Below are 18,206 nucleotides of genomic sequence, written 5' to 3' on the forward strand. Positions count from 1 at the left end.
ATTAAATCAATCGCATCAAGGAGTCAGATTTTGATTGAAGCAATCATCACTCTAATCACCACAACAGCCTTATTACTCGGCTCTCCAGGTCCTGCACCACTTGCGTTAGCCGCAACTGGCGCGACACATGGCATTAAGAAAGGCACGCCCTTTTTAATCGGTATTCTACTGGGTTTATCCTTTGCCATTGTTGGAGCCACTTTGGGACTCACCACACTTTTTTCTTACTGGCCTGAACTACAATGGAGCATGCAATTACTTAGCGCCTTCTACCTTACTTATGTTGCCTTTAAAATTGCCACTGCACCAATCACCTCACCACTTAACACGACAAAGGAGTCGACACCTTTATTAAGTGACGGGTTTATTTTAAACCTGCTCAATCCAAAAGCTTATGTTGCATTTTTGGCTATTTTCTCCCAGTTCATTCTCCCCTTCTCCAATGAGGCTCATTCCTATATCGCCACGGGCATCGTCTGCTTAATAGTCGCAGCGATTGTCGATACATTATGGTTATGCTTTGGCGGGCTGTTACGTCCTCTTTTTAGTCACCCTATACAAGCAAGAATATTAAGAGTCACTTTTGCTATTCTCATGATACTTACCGTTATTTGGACCTTCATAACCTAATAAACCTGAAGTGAAGGTAAAAAGAAATGCGACTCAATTCATTTTATTGACATATTCTATCTTCATATCACCTTTATTAAATAATGCATATTGAATTTAAAATATGCTCTAATGCCTCATATAACACTCTCTCTTTGGCCCTATATGGAATTACAAAAAACCATCACTCTCTGCCTATTTAGTGTATATTTGCTATCAGTGACGCCACTAATGTCATATGCCAACCCCGCTATAAAGGCACCACACACCAACACGACACTCACGCAGCATTCAATCGACGTACAAGTAATGCAAAAACTACTCGCCCTTGAAAACCAATATGGCGGCCGCATTGGTCTGTCTTTAATGAATACTCAGAATAATAGTGCTATTCATTACCGTGCCTCTGAACGTTTTCCATTAGCCAGTACCTTCAAAGTCATGGCAGTCGCGGCCATGTTAAAAGAAAGTGAGTCTCAGCCTCAATTATTAGCAAAAAAGATTGCCTATACAGAACAAGAAGTGAAAGATTCTGGCTATGCGCCTATCACCTCGAAACATTTAAAAACAGGGATGACCATTGAGGCTTTATGCGCCGCAGCGCTTCAATTTAGTGATAACGCTGCAGTAAATTTATTGATGCAACAACTGGGCGGCCCTGATGAGGTGACCGCATTTGCACGTCATATAGGAGACACACAATTTAATCTCACTCGCTGGGAGCCACAACTTAATCTTGTCTACCCAGGAGAAACGCAAGACACAACAACGCCCAATGCTATGTCCTTAAGCCTGCAAAAATTAGTCTTAGGTGATATATTGCAAAAACCACAAAGAGATAAACTCAAAAACTGGCTCATTAATAATACAACAGGCGACACAAAAATTCGTGCCATGGTACCAAGCACTTGGATCATTGGTGACAAAACCGGTAGCGGTCGTTTTGGCGCCACGAATGACATTGCAGTACTCTGGCCACCTAAATATAACCCTTTCATACTCAGTGTATATTATGTACAACAAGACATTGATGCTAAAAACAACAACAAGATAATACGAGAAGTGACCCGCAGCTTACTCGATATTATCAATATCAATGAGGAAAACAGTAAATGAACACTTTATCGTCTCAATGGGGAGCAAAAGAAAAAAGCGCTTGGTTAGCAACACAAACAATAAAACGTGCATACCGTGAGCAGGTCATCAATCAAATTCATGCACTGGACAAGCAATTCACCATCAAACAATATGGTGCACTATCCTATGATGCAAACCGGTATCCACTTTATGTGGTAACCAGTCCCCATTGGCATAAAGACAAGCCAATATTACTCATAACCGGTGGTGTTCACGGCTACGAAACCAGTGGAGTACATGGCGCCCTTAGTTTTCTCAAGCAAAAAACCCTCGATTATAGTCAAGAGTTTAATATCATTGTCGCCCCTTGTATTAGTCCATGGGGGTACGAAACCATTAATCGATGGAATCCTTTTGCCGTTGACCCTAACCGTTCATTCTATCCCGTCGACAACAAACAGGGCATTAACCATGAAGCCGAAGAGTCCCGTTTATTCATGCAATACTTAGCTGGTATTGAACAACCCATTCTGATGCACATTGATTTACATGAAACAACAAACACAGACAACACAGTATTTAGGCCTGCGCTTGCGGCAAGGGATGGCAAACCCCAAAAAACATGGAATATCCCTGATGGTTTTTACTTAGTCGGCGACAGTAATAACCCTCAAGATGCTTTTCAAAAAGCAATCATTGATAGGGTGCAACAGGTCACTCATATTGCACCTGCAGATAATGAAAACAAACTAATTGGTGAACCACTGTCACAATGGGGTGTCATCAATTACCCCACTCAAGCATTAGGACTGTGCAGTGGCGTAACAAACGCTAAATACACCTCCACCACAGAGGTTTATCCCGACAGCCCAAACGTCACCGATGCCCTATGTGTTAAAGCACAAGTCGCGGCCATTACCGCCGGCATAGATTATCTTATCGAACATGAGGTAAAGTGATTAAAGAAACAAATACCATCAAGATATGACAAAATGAAGACTTGATGGTATCACGGGTATAAAAAGCATAGCCTCTTTAATCTAGGCATACCGCCACTCTTGGCGTCAATTTAGTCACTAATTCATAAGCAATAGTGCCAATATGTTCAGCCACCACCTCAACAGGTAGCTCAGCCCCCCATAATACCGCTTCATCGCCAACTTGATCCCTAGCATCAATGCCTAAATCAACACTGAGCATATCCATTGATACCCGCCCGACAATGGGCACTAATCGTCCATTAATCCAAACTGGCGTTCCCTCTGGAGCATTTCTAGGATAACCATCACCATAGCCAATGGCCACGATCCCTAATCGAGTATCTTTCTTAGCCTGCCAATGACTGCCATACCCCACCGGCTCACCTGCTTTATGCGTGCGCACAGCAATCAATCTAGAAACCAAATCCATTGCAGGAAGCAAACCATGATTACGGCCTAAATCACCTGTCACTGGTGACACACCATACAAAGCTATCCCCGCTCGAACCCAATCGGCTTGGGTTTCTTTCCAATAAAGCGTCCCCGCAGAGTTCGCCAAGCTACGATGTCCGGGTAAATCACGAGTGAGTCCAGAAAACATTTCAAACTGAGCCGATGTCATCGGATTATCAGGCTCATCAGCACAGGCAAAGTGTGTCATTAAATGAACAGGTTTTGCTACATTTTCACATTGCATTAAACGCTCATATATTAAGCCAAACTCTTCTGGCATAAAACCTAATCTATGCATGCCTGAATCAATTTTTAACCAAACCTGTACAGGCGAAGGAAGCATCACTTGTTCTAGCATATCCAGTTGAGAACTGTGATGAACAACCGTTTCAATATCATGCTCAATGAGCTTATAAAGATCTTCTGTTCGAAATACACCTTCAAGCAGTAATAATTTCGCTTTAACACCGCCAGAACGAAGGACTAGCGCTTCTTCAAGACGCGCTAAACCAAAACCATCTGCTGTGTCTAGACAATTTGCAACATTCAGTAATCCATGCCCATATCCATTGGCTTTAACCACAGCCATAACCTGACTGTTAGGTGCTATTTCACACAACCTTTTCATGTTATGTTGTAAAGCAGAACGACTAATTTCAGCGCGTGGAAAAGGTTTCAAACGATCACCTAATTTTTATCTTTTAATTATAAGTTAGCACTATGCATCTATACCCGTGATACATTCGAGTCTCTTCGTATCGATGACATACTTTAACCCAAGGAAGATGCATGAATATTGAATGAAGAACGAAACTAATCTTCTTCAAATTGTGGCCCCGCATAATTATCAAATCTTGAAAATTGCCCTTGAAACGTCAAACGCACTCGCCCAATGGGGCCATTACGTTGTTTACCAATAATAATTTCTGCTGTACCTTTATCTTCAGAATCATCATTATACACTTCGTCTCGATAGATAAACATAATTAAGTCTGCATCTTGCTCAATCGCGCCTGATTCACGTAAGTCAGAGTTGACGGGGCGCTTATCAGCACGTTGCTCCAATGAGCGGTTAAGCTGAGACAATGCAATCACTGGAATTTCCAATTCTTTGGCTAATGCTTTCAATGAACGAGAAATTTCTGAAATCTCTAAGGTACGATTATCTTTCAATGCGGGAACTTGCATCAATTGCAAATAATCAATCATGATCATCGACAAGCCTCCATACTCACGCGCAACACGCCGCGCACGACTTCTGACTTCTGTCGGCGTTAAACCTGAACTATCATCAATATACATTTTGCCTTGATCAAGCATGATCCCCATAGTGGATGATACACGAGCCCAATCATCATCGTCGAGTTGGCCTGTACGAATTTTGGTTTGATCCACTCGGCCAAGCGATGCCAACATACGCATCATAATTTGCTCCGAAGGCATCTCTAAACTAAAAATCAGTACAGGTTTATCTTCATGCAGTGCTGCTTGCTCACATAAGTTCATTGCAAAAGTGGTCTTTCCCATCGAAGGACGCGCCGCAACAATCACAAGATCCCCAGATTGAAAACCTGCAGTCATACCATCAAGATCACCAAAGCCACTCGATACCCCTGTCACCCCACTAGTAGGGTTATTGTATAACTCTTCTATTTTGTCGACAGTTTTCTCTAAAATAGTTTTAATGCCTTCAGGACCTTCATTGGCATTAGCTCTTTGCTCAGCAATTTTAAAAACCTTGGTTTCAGCTAAATCAAGCAGCTCTCCAGAATTACGGCCTTCTGGATTAAATCCAGCATCCGCTATCTCATTTGCCACTTTAATCATATCTCTAACAACGGCTCTTTCCCTGACAATATCAGCATAAGAGTGAATATTACCTGCACTAGGAGTATTCTTAGCAATTTCACCTATATAGGCAAAACCACCGACATCCTCTAACAAGTCTTCTAATTCCAACTGCTCTGCAACTGTAATTAAATCAATAGGCTGACCCGCACTCACTAAGGCTTCCATTGCGCCAAAAATCATTCCATGAGCACGAGAGTAAAAATCCTCTTTGACTATCGCTTCAGCCACTTTATCCCATGCATCAGCATCAAGCATAAGCCCACCTAATACCGATTGTTCAGCTTCAATCGAATGGGGTGGCATCTTTAATGCGTCCATTTGTAGATCGCGAATAGGGGCTTTTGCCTTAAAGGCACCTTGTTGTGACATTGATTCTCCAAAATACAGCAAACATGCAAAACATGATGTAATAAGCGCTTAAAAACGATAAATTATAGGCAATATTTCATGACTAAATACCATGGGAACAATCGATATTGGAATGAAAAATACAGGCTCCAACTCAGCAATATTGCCTCTGTAGCGCATTAAGCAGCTGCTATTGTACAGCCTGTTGGCTCGGCGCCCAAGGCTTAAGTTAATATAGCGGTTTTTAAGTTCAAGAAAATTTATCGAAAAAAGCATTAAAGGAAGATAAAGAAGAATAAAATAAGTGATTAACAATATAAACAAAAGCTGACGCCTTGAGGTTGAGAATTCAGCCTCAAGTACGACACAAAATTATGTTCATCAATTGATCACAGAAGGCTAGCTTACATTCAGTTCAAATTGACTTTGATGAGATTGAGCCCAGCGCAATAATTCCACACGATTGCGAGATTGAGTTTTTCTAAAAATAGAAGAAATATGAGCTTTAACGGTATGCTCACTAATACATAGTCGATGCGCTATTTCTTTATTTCTCGCCCCACTTGACACTAAATGAATGATCGTTCTCTCTCTGCTTGTTAACATTTGAAGCATCACAACCGTATCTTGTAATGCATTTTGTCCGCCATCAAGTCGCCGTATGAGTTGACTGAAAGTTTGACTCAATAACACTCTATCAAACCAAAGCTCACCTTCAAGCATTTTTCTCAGTGCACTTAATAATAAATCCATTCCCTGATCAGCATACAAGATGCCTTTTATTCCCAATAACAATGCAGATTCAGCTTCTATCGTTCCCCTCTCAACTTGATACAAAGCAACTGGATATTGAGAAACTAATTGCGAAGCCAGCAGAGGAATGCCTTTACTGTCCATCGCAGCGCCTTTTTGTGAAATAAGGCAGAAGCCTTGACTAGCATTATCAGCAGATAATTCTGAAACTTGTTTGACGACCCGTGTTTTAAAACCAATTGATTCGGCCAATATAGCCAAATGACATGGCGCAGCCAATTGATGAATAAACACTAACTCATCGATTTTACCCATAGGATTGTTCTCCCTGAAAGTTTATCGCTGATCAAACTCACCTCCTGATTGATCAGTATTTGCTCTAGCCTAACAATAGGATTAGCTCGCCTCAAACAACCAAGACACAACATTAATATAACATTTAGCATTAAATTACTAGTAAAGTCTTCAATAACTGTCAAAGAGAGGAAAAAATGAAAATGCATCAGATAAAAACCAAAAATGTGATTATTTTTAATCTTTTTTTATAAATAATAAGGAATAAGCAGAATAAAATAAATAGGCGAGATAACGATAAATGTGAAAAAACTGAGATTAGACACAGTTTTTTCACCGAAAAGTTAACATTATGTATAATCAGACTTAAGAAGCAGTGAGTTTTTGACTCGCGTCCTTAGCCGTCACATTTAATGGACTCCAATAGCCCAATTCAGTCCCTTTTTCAATCAATTCAACCACCGCAAGCTCAATGGCTTGCAATACACAAAATTGTACAGGTTCATTGGTTGTATAACCGATTTCGGCTTCAGCTAATCGATTTAAACTGGTATATCGAAATAATCCTGCACGCATTTCTTGAGAGTATACGCGTTTTGTCGTGGACACTGACATCATCACTTTTCCCGTATGAACATCAACGGCTCTTAAATAAATGGTGATTTGATCTTCACGATATAATTCTGATGCACCAATCCCATAATACTCGACTCCAGCTCCTCCCGTACTGGTATTCGTTTCATAACTAATAATCCCTCCCTCAAGCAACAAACGTGCATCGGTTAAATGAGGAACTTCAGCAGGTTTAGATTTGACGACTTGCTTTTTGATAATTTTTCTTTCTGTTAATAAGTTTTGTAACCCTTCGCGTTCAACCGGTGAGAACCACTTTGAATCCAACAGGGTTTGCACTAACATTGAAGTCGCTCCCTGAGTTACTGCGGTTGAAAATGAACTGACATTTTGTTGCGGTTTATACTGGCCCGTTTGATCACGAAAAGAATACACAGCAACAGGTATTGGGTATTTAGGCTTAGGTTTGCTCTGCAAGGCTTTCATTGTATCACTAACAGTATTCAACTCTGCTGGCGTCACATTTAACATTGGCTTTGGAAAAAGGCTACAACCTGACAAACACAGTAAACCGATAAAGGGAAGTATTTTTTTCATTATTATTTACCCAAAATCCGACATTCTAATAATCGTCACTTCAGTCGGATCTAATACGTTTGTGATAGTGATAACGGTATCACCCCCTAAAGAAACAATATCAATTAAATAATCACCCGATGTAAAAGTACCATTTTCTATTTCGCCATTGGTGACACCTCGAGTAATTTCACTGATCATGTTTCTTTCTAATGATTCTTGAAAACGAGTGACAAAATCATCTTCATTAGCTTCTTCTGTATGATCATTTTGTGCATTGGCTTTATTCAATAAATAAGATCCTATAAGCGGATTACCGCCAAAACTAGGATTTAGCGGGGTATAAACTAATTCTGTTGCTTGCAAACTTGTGCTTAATAACCATGCAGCAGTCGCTGCTAGCATTAACATCCTGTTGTTCATTTTTCTCATTCCTAAAAACCATCATTGACTGTCGACAACTCACCCGCAATTGAACTTGCTCTGACTCGAGCAATATGATCAATTGTCAATAAAATAGCTTGCTCAGCTCTTTCCTTAATAGGATTAGCGCGGCGCCCGAAATGAGTCACATAAATTTTTTCGCCATTAAGCTCTAACGTTAATTCAGTGCCCGCTTGAGGAAAAACGGTCTCATAAAGCGTCACATTAAAACCTTGCGTAAAAGGTAAACTGCGCCAATAACTGGAATAATAAAAATTAAAATCTTTACCAAATCGAGTTAAGGTTCTGTCTATCACTAACCCACTAATCTCAATATCATCGTCTGCTGACAATACCGACCAAGCTAGAAAAAAACTTAAGCATAAGGTGATCCCCCTCATCATTTCCCCTCCGACATCCTTGTAAACTGCCTTTAAAATTTTACGATAAATTTAGGGAAATGAAACATTCCTTACCTCCAGTGAACCTCAAATTATCGATAAATAACACACTCTTATGAAAAAATAATCCTTTAAGACTAATGCTTTTGTACTAGTTAGCCCACATTTGAAAAGCATTTCCAGTGGATTTAATACAAAGAGAAAACTTAAGACAAAAATAAAGCACAAAAAAATGAATAGCCTTGGCTATTCATTTTTGAGTATGACCCGTAATCCCGTAGAGAGAGGGAAGTCCATTAAAACAAGCCGAGCAAAATGGCCGTAATTGACAATAACCCCGCCAATATAACAAAAACATTGCTCAAGCGCCCTCTATAGGCCTTGAGCGCTGGCACTTTATAAATGGCGTACATAGGCATAAGGTACAAAATCGCAGCAATCACAGGACCGCCTAAAGACTCTATCATTCCTAAAATACTTGGATTTAAAATTGCGACTCCCCAACAAGTCAAAAACATAAAACCGATAATGAATTTATCAATTTTTGGTGTAGCAACTTCTGAAGTATCCAATTTAAATTGTTTAATAATCAATCCTTTTAACCCTTCCCTTGCCCCCATGTAATGCCCAAAAAAAGAAGAGATAATGGCTACAAAAGCAATAATGGGCCCAAAGTAACTCACAAAACCACTTTGATGCATATTGGCTAAATAAGACAAAATAGGCAAATTATGTGTTTTAGCTTCTACGAGTTGCTCGGGAGATAATGACAACACACAAGAAAAAACAAATAACATCACAAAGCCCACCAACATTATGGTGGTATTACGTAAAATAACATCAGCTTTGAATGCAGCATGTTTCCCATGTTCTCGCTTCAAAGAGACTGAAAACTGTGAAATAGCAGGTGAATGATTAAAGGCAAAGATCAATACAGGTATTGTCAACCAAACGGTACTCAAAAAGTCACCCGCTGAAGGAACGTTCAACAAGGCATCAATTTTCCAATCAGGTATCAAATAAAGAGACATAAAAGCCAATATTCCCACTAAAGGATAAACAAGCAGCTGTGTGACCTTCAGCATAAATTGCTCCCCAGCCATCATCACAGACATCATAGCAATAATCAGTCCTCCCGATAGCAACCAGCGAGGTGGCGAATTCAATCCCAGTTGATGGACCATAAAACTATCAACGGTATTGGTTATACCGACAGCGTAAATCAACACAATAGGATAGATAGCTAAAAAATAAAGTAAGGTGATGGCACTGCCGGCTCTTTCACCAAAATGCTCTTTCACCACTTCTGTGATGTCACTGTTTTTTTTAGCCGATGAACAAACAAATCGGGATAAACCACGGTGAGCTAAATATGTCATAGGGCCTATTAATGCAGCCATCAATAGTAAAGGCCAAAAGCCTCCCATTCCAGCATTTATCGGTAAAAATAAAATCCCCGCACCAACAGCAGTACCAAATAAACTCAACATCCATGTGGTATCTTTTGCTGTCCAAGTCACTGAGCTAAAATTATTTTGTGTACTTACCAGCACATCTTGATCTTCAATTTGTTCTCTTTGCATCCATCCACACCTTATAAAAATGACCCCTAAACCTCATATTCATGCAATGATATTGTTATCTGTATATACCCGTGATACTTGAAGATGCATGTTTTCAGAGCCTGTAAAAGTGCCTAATTCAAGGCGTATTACTGCAAGAATGCTTATTGCCTTTTAAGGTGATACAACGCAGAAGTAGGTGTTTTTACAGACTCCCAAAGGGCTGGTTTAAAAGCCTTTTATACTGCGTTATTGAACATCAGCTTAGAATGACTAGGCACGCTGTTCAAAGCCTTGCCTAAAAGGCTTTTAATTCCAGCTGAATCCTGCATCTTCAAGTATCACGGGTATATTCACTGAATACTGAATCGAGGGTATACCAATGGGTTCTGCAACAAAAGCAATGAGTCGTACTTTATTCCAACAAATCTTATTCATTGATTGGTAGTAACAAAATGAAATCATTAACACCAAAAAACACAACAAAACAAACAAATAAAAACAGATAAAAAACAAAAAAAACACAAAAAAAGGGTTTAAAGCACCTTATTTAAAATAAAAAAGACTCGCTTAAGCAGCAAATACCATTGTATACCCGCAACAACATCTTAAAACAATTAAACAGTTTTAATGCTATATTATTTCAACTAATTACAAAATGAAGTGAGAAAATGAAAACCACACTGAATATCATCGTCGGTTCTACAAACCCTATCAAGATTAATGCAGCAAAAAGCACTATTGCCACTTTCTATCCCGACGCCAACATTCATTGCCAAGGGGTACATGCTCCCTCTTTGGTTGCCGATCAGCCCATGACCACATCAGAAACAAAGCTGGGTGCCATCAATAGAGTAAAATATTGTCAATCTCATCATGACGCTGATTTTTACTTTGCCATGGAAGGAGGAGTTGATTTATTTGAACAAGGCCCAGCCACATTTGCCTATTTAGTCATTGCCACAAAAGACACCTTATCAGTTGGTAGAAGTGCTTCTTTACCCCTCCCTTATCAGGTTTATCAAGCATTAGAACAAGGTGAAGAGTTAGGACATGTGATGGATAGATTATTTAATACAAAAAATATCAAACAACAAGGTGGAGCAATAGGGCTACTCACTCAACAAAAGGCCACCCGTGAAAGTACATACACTCAGGGCCTCATTCTAGCAATGGCACCACTGCTGAATCCAAAGTTATTTAACAAAGATTAAATATGTAAAAAGTACTAACGATAAATATGTCACTCTCACATGCTGGCTTTAATGGCAAACTTTACCCCTTCAACACAAGTATGCAATGACATACTCGGTTGTCCGATATATTCAGGTAAGGCCGCTTTTTGAGGCAGCATAGGCAAATTAATCCAACCTGAAGGAATCGATAATTGATGTATGGCAAGATAATGTAATACGCCATAAAAAACATGATTGCCATAAACTGCGCCATTGGAATCTGAAATACTCACAGGCACTCCCTTCTCCCTCATCTCATTCAACATTCTTTGAATGGGCAATTGACTTGCATAAGCCACGGGGCCTGACATCGACGTCAACGTATTCTTCGCATTATTCGCATTCATCTCATTAGTAGTATCATGAATCGAATCACCTTTTTCCTCGTTGAAATTATGTGCAATACGCTCAAGGGTTATCAAGCTTTGCCCAGTACTCTCCCCCATCATAATAATGACGTCAGGCTTATAATCCGTCATCGCCAGACACACAGCTTCAATTGAATTAAACAATGTTTCTTCTATTAACCGAGAGTAAATATGAATTTTTCCTTCTTGTGTGCCATGTAACGTATCAGCAACAGACTGAGCTGAATAGGTATAGCGAGGAGCATGTGCTTCAAAAGCGGTAAGTAATACTTTTTTCATGACATCTTCCAGCCTGAATATTAAAGGAGCTTTATTTAGTCTAGCCATAAAATCGAAAGCTTGATAATTTAAAGGCCTAGAATGAACTCATCTATGGATTACCGCCGCCTCTCTTATTCAAATTAAATGTTCAACCAATAATGCACTATGACTTTGGAAGAGCAAGACTCCCAACTCAACGCCTTTAAACAATTAGATTTTACTATCAAATAAGGTATCAACTTCATCGACACAACAGAAATGCCCCTACTCCTTCAAAAAGAGAGGCTCAAGGAGAAAGTGAGCGAATATTGAAAGCCTTAAGTGCAAAATCACACCAGACTTGATGCAAGCAATTGATGAAATAAATCAGCTTTATCCTATTCCTTACTCATAATAAGTTTGAATATATCCTCATGGTACTTGCATTCAATCAAGAGATCTTAGAAGATCGGTTTTGCTGACTCATTCATGAACATTTTTGGACTGCATTAATGGATTTTACCCAAGTGCGTACTCAGTTTCCAACACTGGCACAAACTCTCAATGGTTACCCTTTGTGTTATCTCGATTCCGCGGCCACAAGCCATAAGCCTCATCAAGTAGTAGAGGCAATGACACAGTTTTATCGCAACACCAATGCCAATGTTCATCGAGCTGCTCATCAATTATCCAGTCAAGCAACACGGGAATATGAAGCCGTTCGAGATCAAGTCATGCACTTTATTCATGCCAAACAGCGAGAAGAAATCATTTTCACTCATGGCACCACAGAAGCCATTAACATGGTGGCTCTGGGTCTTGCTCGTGCTATTCGTCCAGGACAATATATCCTTGTGGATAGTCTTGCACATCACGCCAATATTGTTCCTTGGCAAGTCCTTGCCGAACAAACTGGCGCCATCATCAAGCCCATACCTCTAACCGAAGAAGGCCGACTTGACTTACAGGCTTATGAAGCACTACTCACATACAATCCGGCCATCGTCACTCTTAGCCATGTATCGAATGCCCTTGGGATCCTTAATCCTATCGAAGTACTCATTCAAAAAGCCAAAGCAGTGGGTGCAATAACCCTAGTCGATGGCGCTCAGGCTATAGCACATTTAGACATTGATGTGCAAAAGATCGATTGTGATTTCTATGCTTTTTCTGGCCATAAAATGTATGGGCCAACAGGCATTGGTGTTCTCTATGGTCGATTTGAAAAACTTGACTCCCTTACGCCTTTAATAACTGGCGGAGAGATGATCAAATCAGTGACATTTGAACATACTGAATATAATGTATTACCCAACCGATTAGAAGCCGGAACACCTCCCATAGCAGAAGTCATTGGTCTCGGTGCTGCCATTGCATTTTTAAATACCTTACCTCTACCCAAACGCGCAGCACATGAAACCAGCTTATTACATTACTTACAAGCACAACTCTCAAGCCTTGAAGGAATAACCCTTTATGGCGCTCATAGCGACAATATAGGTGCTGTCGCTTTTAATTTACATAACGAGCATCATCAAGATGTCGGCACCTTACTGGATCAACAAGCCATTGCTATACGCTGTGGCCACCATTGTGCCATGCCATTAATGCAGGCGTTACATATCAAAGGTTGTTGTCGAGCTTCCATAGGCGTTTATAGCAATAAACAAGACGTAGATCATTTTATTGAAGGGCTTAAAGCCGTTCAAGAGATGTTATATACCTAACAATTTAATATTACAGAGGTTTTAGTGAATTCAGACCTTTTCTTACCCCTCACATTAAATGCTGAACAAGTATTGGCAAGTTTCACTGATGCAAAAAATTGGCAAGAGCGTTTTCGTCAGTTAATGTTACTTTCAAAGCAATTACCTAAGTTGGCTGAAAAGTACCAAACATCTGATGCGAAAGTACAAGGTTGTGAAAGTGACGCTTGGCTTTATCATTATGAAAAAAAAGGGATTCATTTTTATAGCGGTGACAGTGATGCCAGAGTAGTCAAAGGACTCATCGTATTATTACTCATCGCATATAATGGTAAAAAAACAGAAGAAATTAACGCATTTGATCATCATCAATATTTTGATAAACTCGGATTAAGTGGACAACTCAGCCCTTCTCGAAGTAATGGTCTACACGCATTAATTAATGCAATAAAAACGCATGCCAATAACCCTGAGTCAATGACCTAAATTCAAGTAAAATCACTTTATTTAATCTGTATAAAGTCGTGTAAAATAGCATTAAAACGAGATGGGTTTTCAAGAAACATAAAATGCTTACCTCCCTCATGCTCTTCAAAATAAACAATTTTTGATTGAGGGAGTTGGTCTGCAATCCATTGCTGAGAGCGCCAAGCGGTAAGGCTTGCTCGACCAGAAACAACCAGACAAGGTAATTGTATTCTTGGAAAAAGATCGCGCCAATCTTGATGATAATTACTATAAAAAAGCTTCCCAGCCTGTTCCAGCGGTAGCTTACGTCGCGATTGAATAACACTTTGGCGTTCTTCTGGGCAAATATCTTGTGAAAGCATACACTTCAATACTGTTTGTCGGTATTTATCCCCTTCACTACTTTGGATCATATTCATGACATCTAATACATTAACAGGATCCACTAAGGGGCCATAACTGTGCATTTCCAAGGGAGACCAAATAGGATTTGACACTAAAACGGGAGGCATATCAATAATAACCAATTTCGATAATAACCCATCACCAAATAAATCCCAGAGGCACAACATCACCGATGCGCCCATTCCATGACCCACAAGAACAACGTCCTTCAAATCTAAAAAACATAATAGTTCGTGTAAATCTTTTGCCAGCCTTGGAATACGATAACCATGTTCAACTTGTTCAGATAAGCCATGTCCACGCATATCCAGTGCTATGACGCGATAATCATGCTGCAAACCTTCAACCTGATATTTAAACTCCTTCACACTTTGAGACCAAGCAGGGATCATCACAATTGGCGCTCCCTTACCAGAATCGATATAGTGTAATCTCACATTATCTTGAGTCATGAAATATCGGCTTGTTGCCTGCTTAAAAGCCATGATAAGGCCCTCAAAAATCCAATAAAATTCTATTCCCTCATCTTTTTATATATACTCACCACTAGTCACATCGTCTCGTGACCGATAAATAATCACTGCTTCGCGCATATCAAACACACTTAAAAAAGCGTGGATTAACCTTCGTCTCCCTCATGCTTCACAAAGATCTGATGACAATAATCACGAGAGTAAGACAGTAACTCATCGATTTCAGATAATGCCCAATTTGCATGAGAATCTGGATGATAACCGTTAGCTGACTCATAGCCTAAGGCCGCATTGATATGAAATTTAATACCTTGAATACGGTGATTAACCCATTCATTATAAGCATTTCTTTCAAGAAAATTTTTCACAAACAGTTCTGTAGCAGAGAAAATGGCCGCCTTTTCAAAACCCGTTTTAGCATTTTTAGCAAGTAAACATAATGACTTTAATTGCTTAGCGAATTGATTGGGAATATGCATACCTTTCTCTCATATCGGCAAATAAATGACTACAAAATAAGCTAACACATATTCTTTTTTAGGTGAATTACTCCACTCAAACATGACATAAATTGACGCTATTTTACACAAAATTACACCAATATTTTAACAAAAATAATTTAAAAAAATAAATTAAACATTATATTCAATAGATTAAAATAAAAAAGGATAGACAGACTTATACTAATTTATTAACTTTATCTTTTAACATACAGAGGATTTAACCATAAAAAAGACGAAAGTATTACACATAAAAAATTTATACCGTTTTGAATAACATTCATTTAATACTCAAGACTGAAGATAACAAATAATTAACAGGTAATAATTAGGGCGTCCAAATAACCACAGGAAAAAAAAATGAAAGGCCCGCATTTACTTTATCGCTCAATAAGCCTATTTATCTTTTTTTCCCTAACGGGTTGCTCTTTGAGCACCAATAACAATCATTTTCAAGCCGTTGCACAAAACGAACTCACAACATTATCTTCTTGGCAAAATCAACAAGAAAAAGCGCACGAAACCACACAATTAACTGAACTTATAAATATCCCTCAACTCACGCAACTCATACAGCAAGCCATACAAGATAATCCCGATCTTCAACAAGTCTCTATGACTTTAAAAATAGCCTACGCACAAAGGGGAATAGTAAACAGTGACCGAATACCACACATCACAACGAGGTTAAACACCCATAAGCATGAAGAAAATGATATTAATCATGACAGTGATTTTACCGTTAGCTGGGAAGTTGATTTATGGCAAAAAATACAAAACAATGTCAGTGCAGCCGATATGGATATTGCCAGCGCTAAAACCAATTATCAAGCAACACTGGATACCTTAGCAGCAAACATTATACGAACTTGGTTATCCATCAGCTTATATCAACAACTCATCAACATTGAAAAAGCAAGGCTGACTTCATTACAAAACAACGAAACCTTTATTGTCGAACGTTATAAAAATGGATTGGGAAGTTTAGAGGATTTAGATAATGCCAGCAGCTCTAGTGCCAGCACTCAAGCCACACTCGCCAATTATCAAGAAGTGCTCTCCCAACATATACGCACTCTCACGCTGTTACTTGGGAAAACTCCCACAAAGAAAACGTTTCACATTTCAGATAAGTTCCCTGCTGTCTTACAACCATTGGCAAGTATTCCCACCCAAGATCTTGCAAGGCGCCCTGATCTCCAAAGTGCTTACTTTCTTATTCTTGCAGAACAATATCGAACTCAAGCGGCCTATAAGGATTTATTGCCATCGATTAATATCAGCGCTGCATTTGTTGGAGAGGAGTTCTTTAAAAACCCAGTTTGGGAGTTACTGAGCCAACTAACAGCACCTCTATTCTTAGGCGGGAAGCTTAGATCAAAAGTCGAAATCGCTCAGCTCACCACAGAGAAGGCCTATTGGCATTATCAATCAACATTACTCAATGCGGTCAATGAAGTCGAAAAAACCTTAGGACAAGAGCAATCATTATCGAGGCAACAAGAACACATCCAGCATGCACTGCAAACTGCCCACCGTAGCTTTTCTCATTACCAGAAAAAATACAGTCAAGGGCTAGTTGATATTATCGACTTACTTACCATTCAACAACAAACGTTCAATTTACAGACTCAGCTAACTCAGCTTATTTACAATCGACTGACCAATCGCATTTCACTCGGTTTAGCGTTAGGTTTAGGAGTATCATCATGAAATGCAATATCTCTACATTGAGTATCACCTTATTGGCAGCGCTAAGTGTCATCATAATGGCCACTTATACTCAAGCAAAAAGAAATCAATATTTACACAGTAACACACTGAAAAGCCAGTTTACTGAAATAGCATTGCCTGAAGTGGAACTTATCACTGTCACACCAAATGACTATCAAACACATATCATTGGATATGGTGAAGCAAAACCTCAATATTCACTCACATTAACATCTGAAGTCAGTGGTCAAATTGACCTCCTATCTCCTATATTTGAAACAGGTCGACAATTAAAAAAAGGGGATCATATTGCAGCAGTAAATAAATTGAAGTATCAGCAAGCTGTTGCGAATGCTCAAGTATTAGTCGCCAATGCCCAAGTCGCATTATTAGAAGAGCAACGAAAAGGGGTGCAATCGAAAATGGAATGGGAGCATTCAGGTATCAAAGGACAACCTGACTCAAAACTCGTATTGAGAGAACCTCAACTTATTGCCGCCAAAGCAGTATTAAGTCACGCACAAAGTGAGCTCGCTCTCGCACAACGTAATCTAAAGAAAACCCAAATTACCGCCCCCTTTAATGCGCTCATTGTACATTCTAATCTTCAACCCGGTCGCTACCTACAAATAGGCAGTAAAATTGGCACCTTATACAGTATCGACCAACTAGAAGTTAATATTCCGCTATCAGCTGAACAATGGGGCACCATTGGAGACATATCCACATTCAGCCAAACACAAAAACAAGTCTCACTCATCAACACTCAAGAGACACAAAAATGGCAAGGGTATATTGACAGAATTGAGCTACATCATCATCAAAATCATAGACAGCGTTCTTTAATAGTAACGGTTGATAATCCCTTGAATCAAACACCCGCTCTGTTACCCGGCACGTTTCTAGAAGTCCATATAAAGGGACAAATACTAGAATCCATTTGGAAACTCCCCGCATCGAGTCTATCCCAAGCAGGTGATATTTGGTATTTAGATAACAATAAAAGCCTTGCCAGTTTTCAAGGACAAAAGCTTTTTGAAAAAGATGATCATATTTACATCAAACCTATGGATAATATGAAAACAGCACAGATCGTCAAGCGCCCACTTAACAGCTACGTATTGGGAATGCAAATAAAGCCCAACGTCTTGAATAAAAATGGACAATTATTTGCACACAGGACTGACAGATGAATACT

18 protein-coding genes are annotated in these 18,206 nt (G+C 39.4%); 8 read left to right on the forward strand and 10 right to left on the reverse strand.

Going from position 1 to position 18,206, the window contains the following annotated elements; genetic code table 11:
- Nucleotides 1–30 precede the first annotated feature (30 nt).
- The 3 genes from Q0791_RS02420 to Q0791_RS02430 all read left to right on the forward strand — a co-directional run bounded on the left by Q0791_RS02420 (nucleotide 31) and on the right by Q0791_RS02430 (nucleotide 2,645).
- Nucleotides 31–630 (forward strand): LysE family translocator, encoded by a 600-nt coding sequence (locus Q0791_RS02420; protein WP_299002378.1) that lies wholly within the window; start codon nucleotides 31–33, stop codon nucleotides 628–630.
- A gap of 210 nt (nucleotides 631–840) precedes the next feature.
- A complete protein-coding gene (gene bla, locus Q0791_RS02425; RefSeq protein WP_299002379.1) occupies nucleotides 841–1,725 on the forward strand; it encodes a class A beta-lactamase in 885 nt (294 codons plus the stop codon).
- Nucleotides 1,722–2,645 carry a M14 family metallocarboxypeptidase gene (locus tag Q0791_RS02430; protein ID WP_299002381.1) on the forward strand — a complete coding sequence of 308 codons (924 nt, stop codon included), beginning with the start codon at nucleotides 1,722–1,724 and terminating at the stop codon, nucleotides 2,643–2,645. Before bla ends, Q0791_RS02430 begins: the two co-directional genes overlap by 4 nt.
- 76 nt (nucleotides 2,646–2,721) lie before the next feature.
- Here Q0791_RS02430 and alr read toward each other — a convergent pair whose 3' ends face one another.
- The 7 genes from alr to Q0791_RS02465 all read right to left on the reverse strand — a co-directional run bounded on the left by alr (nucleotide 2,722) and on the right by Q0791_RS02465 (nucleotide 9,921).
- A complete protein-coding gene (gene alr, locus Q0791_RS02435; protein ID WP_299002383.1) occupies nucleotides 2,722–3,798 on the reverse strand; it encodes an alanine racemase in 1,077 nt (358 codons plus the stop codon).
- Nucleotides 3,799–3,932: 134 nt separating this feature from the next.
- On the reverse strand, nucleotides 3,933–5,339 hold the full coding sequence (dnaB, locus tag Q0791_RS02440) for a replicative DNA helicase (protein ID WP_299002385.1): 1,407 nt from the start codon (nucleotides 5,337–5,339) through the stop codon (nucleotides 3,933–3,935).
- A 378-nt stretch (nucleotides 5,340–5,717) separates the two neighbouring features.
- Complete coding sequence (locus Q0791_RS02445; RefSeq protein WP_299002386.1) at nucleotides 5,718–6,386, reverse strand: response regulator transcription factor; 669 nt, start codon at nucleotides 6,384–6,386, stop codon at nucleotides 5,718–5,720.
- 345 nt (nucleotides 6,387–6,731) lie between these two features.
- Nucleotides 6,732–7,535 carry a CsgG/HfaB family protein gene (locus Q0791_RS02450; RefSeq protein WP_299002387.1) on the reverse strand — a complete coding sequence of 268 codons (804 nt, stop codon included), beginning with the start codon at nucleotides 7,533–7,535 and terminating at the stop codon, nucleotides 6,732–6,734.
- 6 nt (nucleotides 7,536–7,541) lie between these two features.
- Nucleotides 7,542–7,937, reverse strand: a complete 396-nt coding sequence (locus Q0791_RS02455; RefSeq protein WP_299002388.1) for a curli assembly protein CsgF — start codon at nucleotides 7,935–7,937, stop codon at nucleotides 7,542–7,544.
- An 11-nt stretch (nucleotides 7,938–7,948) separates the two neighbouring features.
- Nucleotides 7,949–8,338, reverse strand: coding sequence for a curli production assembly/transport protein CsgE (locus Q0791_RS02460; protein WP_299002432.1), 390 nt, complete (start codon nucleotides 8,336–8,338; stop codon nucleotides 7,949–7,951).
- A gap of 296 nt (nucleotides 8,339–8,634) precedes the next feature.
- A complete protein-coding gene (locus Q0791_RS02465; RefSeq protein ID WP_299002389.1) occupies nucleotides 8,635–9,921 on the reverse strand; it encodes an aromatic amino acid transport family protein in 1,287 nt (428 codons plus the stop codon).
- 650 nt (nucleotides 9,922–10,571) lie between these two features.
- Between Q0791_RS02465 and yjjX the strand changes: the two genes are divergently transcribed.
- On the forward strand, nucleotides 10,572–11,114 hold the full coding sequence (gene yjjX / locus Q0791_RS02470; protein ID WP_299002390.1) for an inosine/xanthosine triphosphatase: 543 nt from the start codon (nucleotides 10,572–10,574) through the stop codon (nucleotides 11,112–11,114).
- A 35-nt stretch (nucleotides 11,115–11,149) separates the two neighbouring features.
- Here the strand turns inward: yjjX and Q0791_RS02475 are convergent, their stop codons facing one another.
- Nucleotides 11,150–11,782 (reverse strand): hypothetical protein, encoded by a 633-nt coding sequence (locus Q0791_RS02475; RefSeq protein WP_299002392.1) that lies wholly within the window; start codon nucleotides 11,780–11,782, stop codon nucleotides 11,150–11,152.
- Between the two features lie 473 nt (nucleotides 11,783–12,255).
- Here Q0791_RS02475 and Q0791_RS02480 point away from each other — a divergent pair, with 473 nt between their 5' ends.
- Both Q0791_RS02480 and Q0791_RS02485 read left to right on the forward strand, forming a co-directional pair.
- Nucleotides 12,256–13,470: a cysteine desulfurase gene (locus Q0791_RS02480; RefSeq protein ID WP_299002394.1), complete on the forward strand. Its 1,215-nt coding sequence runs from the start codon at nucleotides 12,256–12,258 to the stop codon at nucleotides 13,468–13,470.
- A 24-nt stretch (nucleotides 13,471–13,494) separates the two neighbouring features.
- On the forward strand, nucleotides 13,495–13,935 hold the full coding sequence (locus tag Q0791_RS02485; RefSeq protein WP_299002396.1) for a SufE family protein: 441 nt from the start codon (nucleotides 13,495–13,497) through the stop codon (nucleotides 13,933–13,935).
- 17 nt (nucleotides 13,936–13,952) lie between these two features.
- Here the strand turns inward: Q0791_RS02485 and Q0791_RS02490 are convergent, their stop codons facing one another.
- A complete protein-coding gene (locus Q0791_RS02490) occupies nucleotides 13,953–14,807 on the reverse strand; it encodes an alpha/beta hydrolase (RefSeq protein ID WP_299002398.1) in 855 nt (284 codons plus the stop codon).
- Between the two features lie 134 nt (nucleotides 14,808–14,941).
- Nucleotides 14,942–15,274 carry a hypothetical protein gene (locus Q0791_RS02495; RefSeq protein ID WP_299002400.1) on the reverse strand — a complete coding sequence of 111 codons (333 nt, stop codon included), beginning with the start codon at nucleotides 15,272–15,274 and terminating at the stop codon, nucleotides 14,942–14,944.
- Between the two features lie 381 nt (nucleotides 15,275–15,655).
- Here Q0791_RS02495 and Q0791_RS02500 point away from each other — a divergent pair, with 381 nt between their 5' ends.
- Together Q0791_RS02500 and Q0791_RS02505 are read left to right on the forward strand one after the other, a co-directional pair.
- Nucleotides 15,656–17,008 (forward strand): TolC family protein, encoded by a 1,353-nt coding sequence (locus Q0791_RS02500; protein WP_299002401.1) that lies wholly within the window; start codon nucleotides 15,656–15,658, stop codon nucleotides 17,006–17,008.
- Entirely contained in the window at nucleotides 17,005–18,201 is a 1,197-nt protein-coding gene (locus Q0791_RS02505; protein ID WP_299002403.1) for an efflux RND transporter periplasmic adaptor subunit, read from the forward strand. Before Q0791_RS02500 ends, Q0791_RS02505 begins: the two co-directional genes overlap by 4 nt.
- Nucleotides 18,202–18,206 lie beyond the last annotated feature (5 nt).

Source organism: uncultured Shewanella sp., from assembly GCF_947495455.1.
Classification (GTDB): Bacteria; Pseudomonadota; Gammaproteobacteria; order Enterobacterales; family Shewanellaceae; genus Shewanella.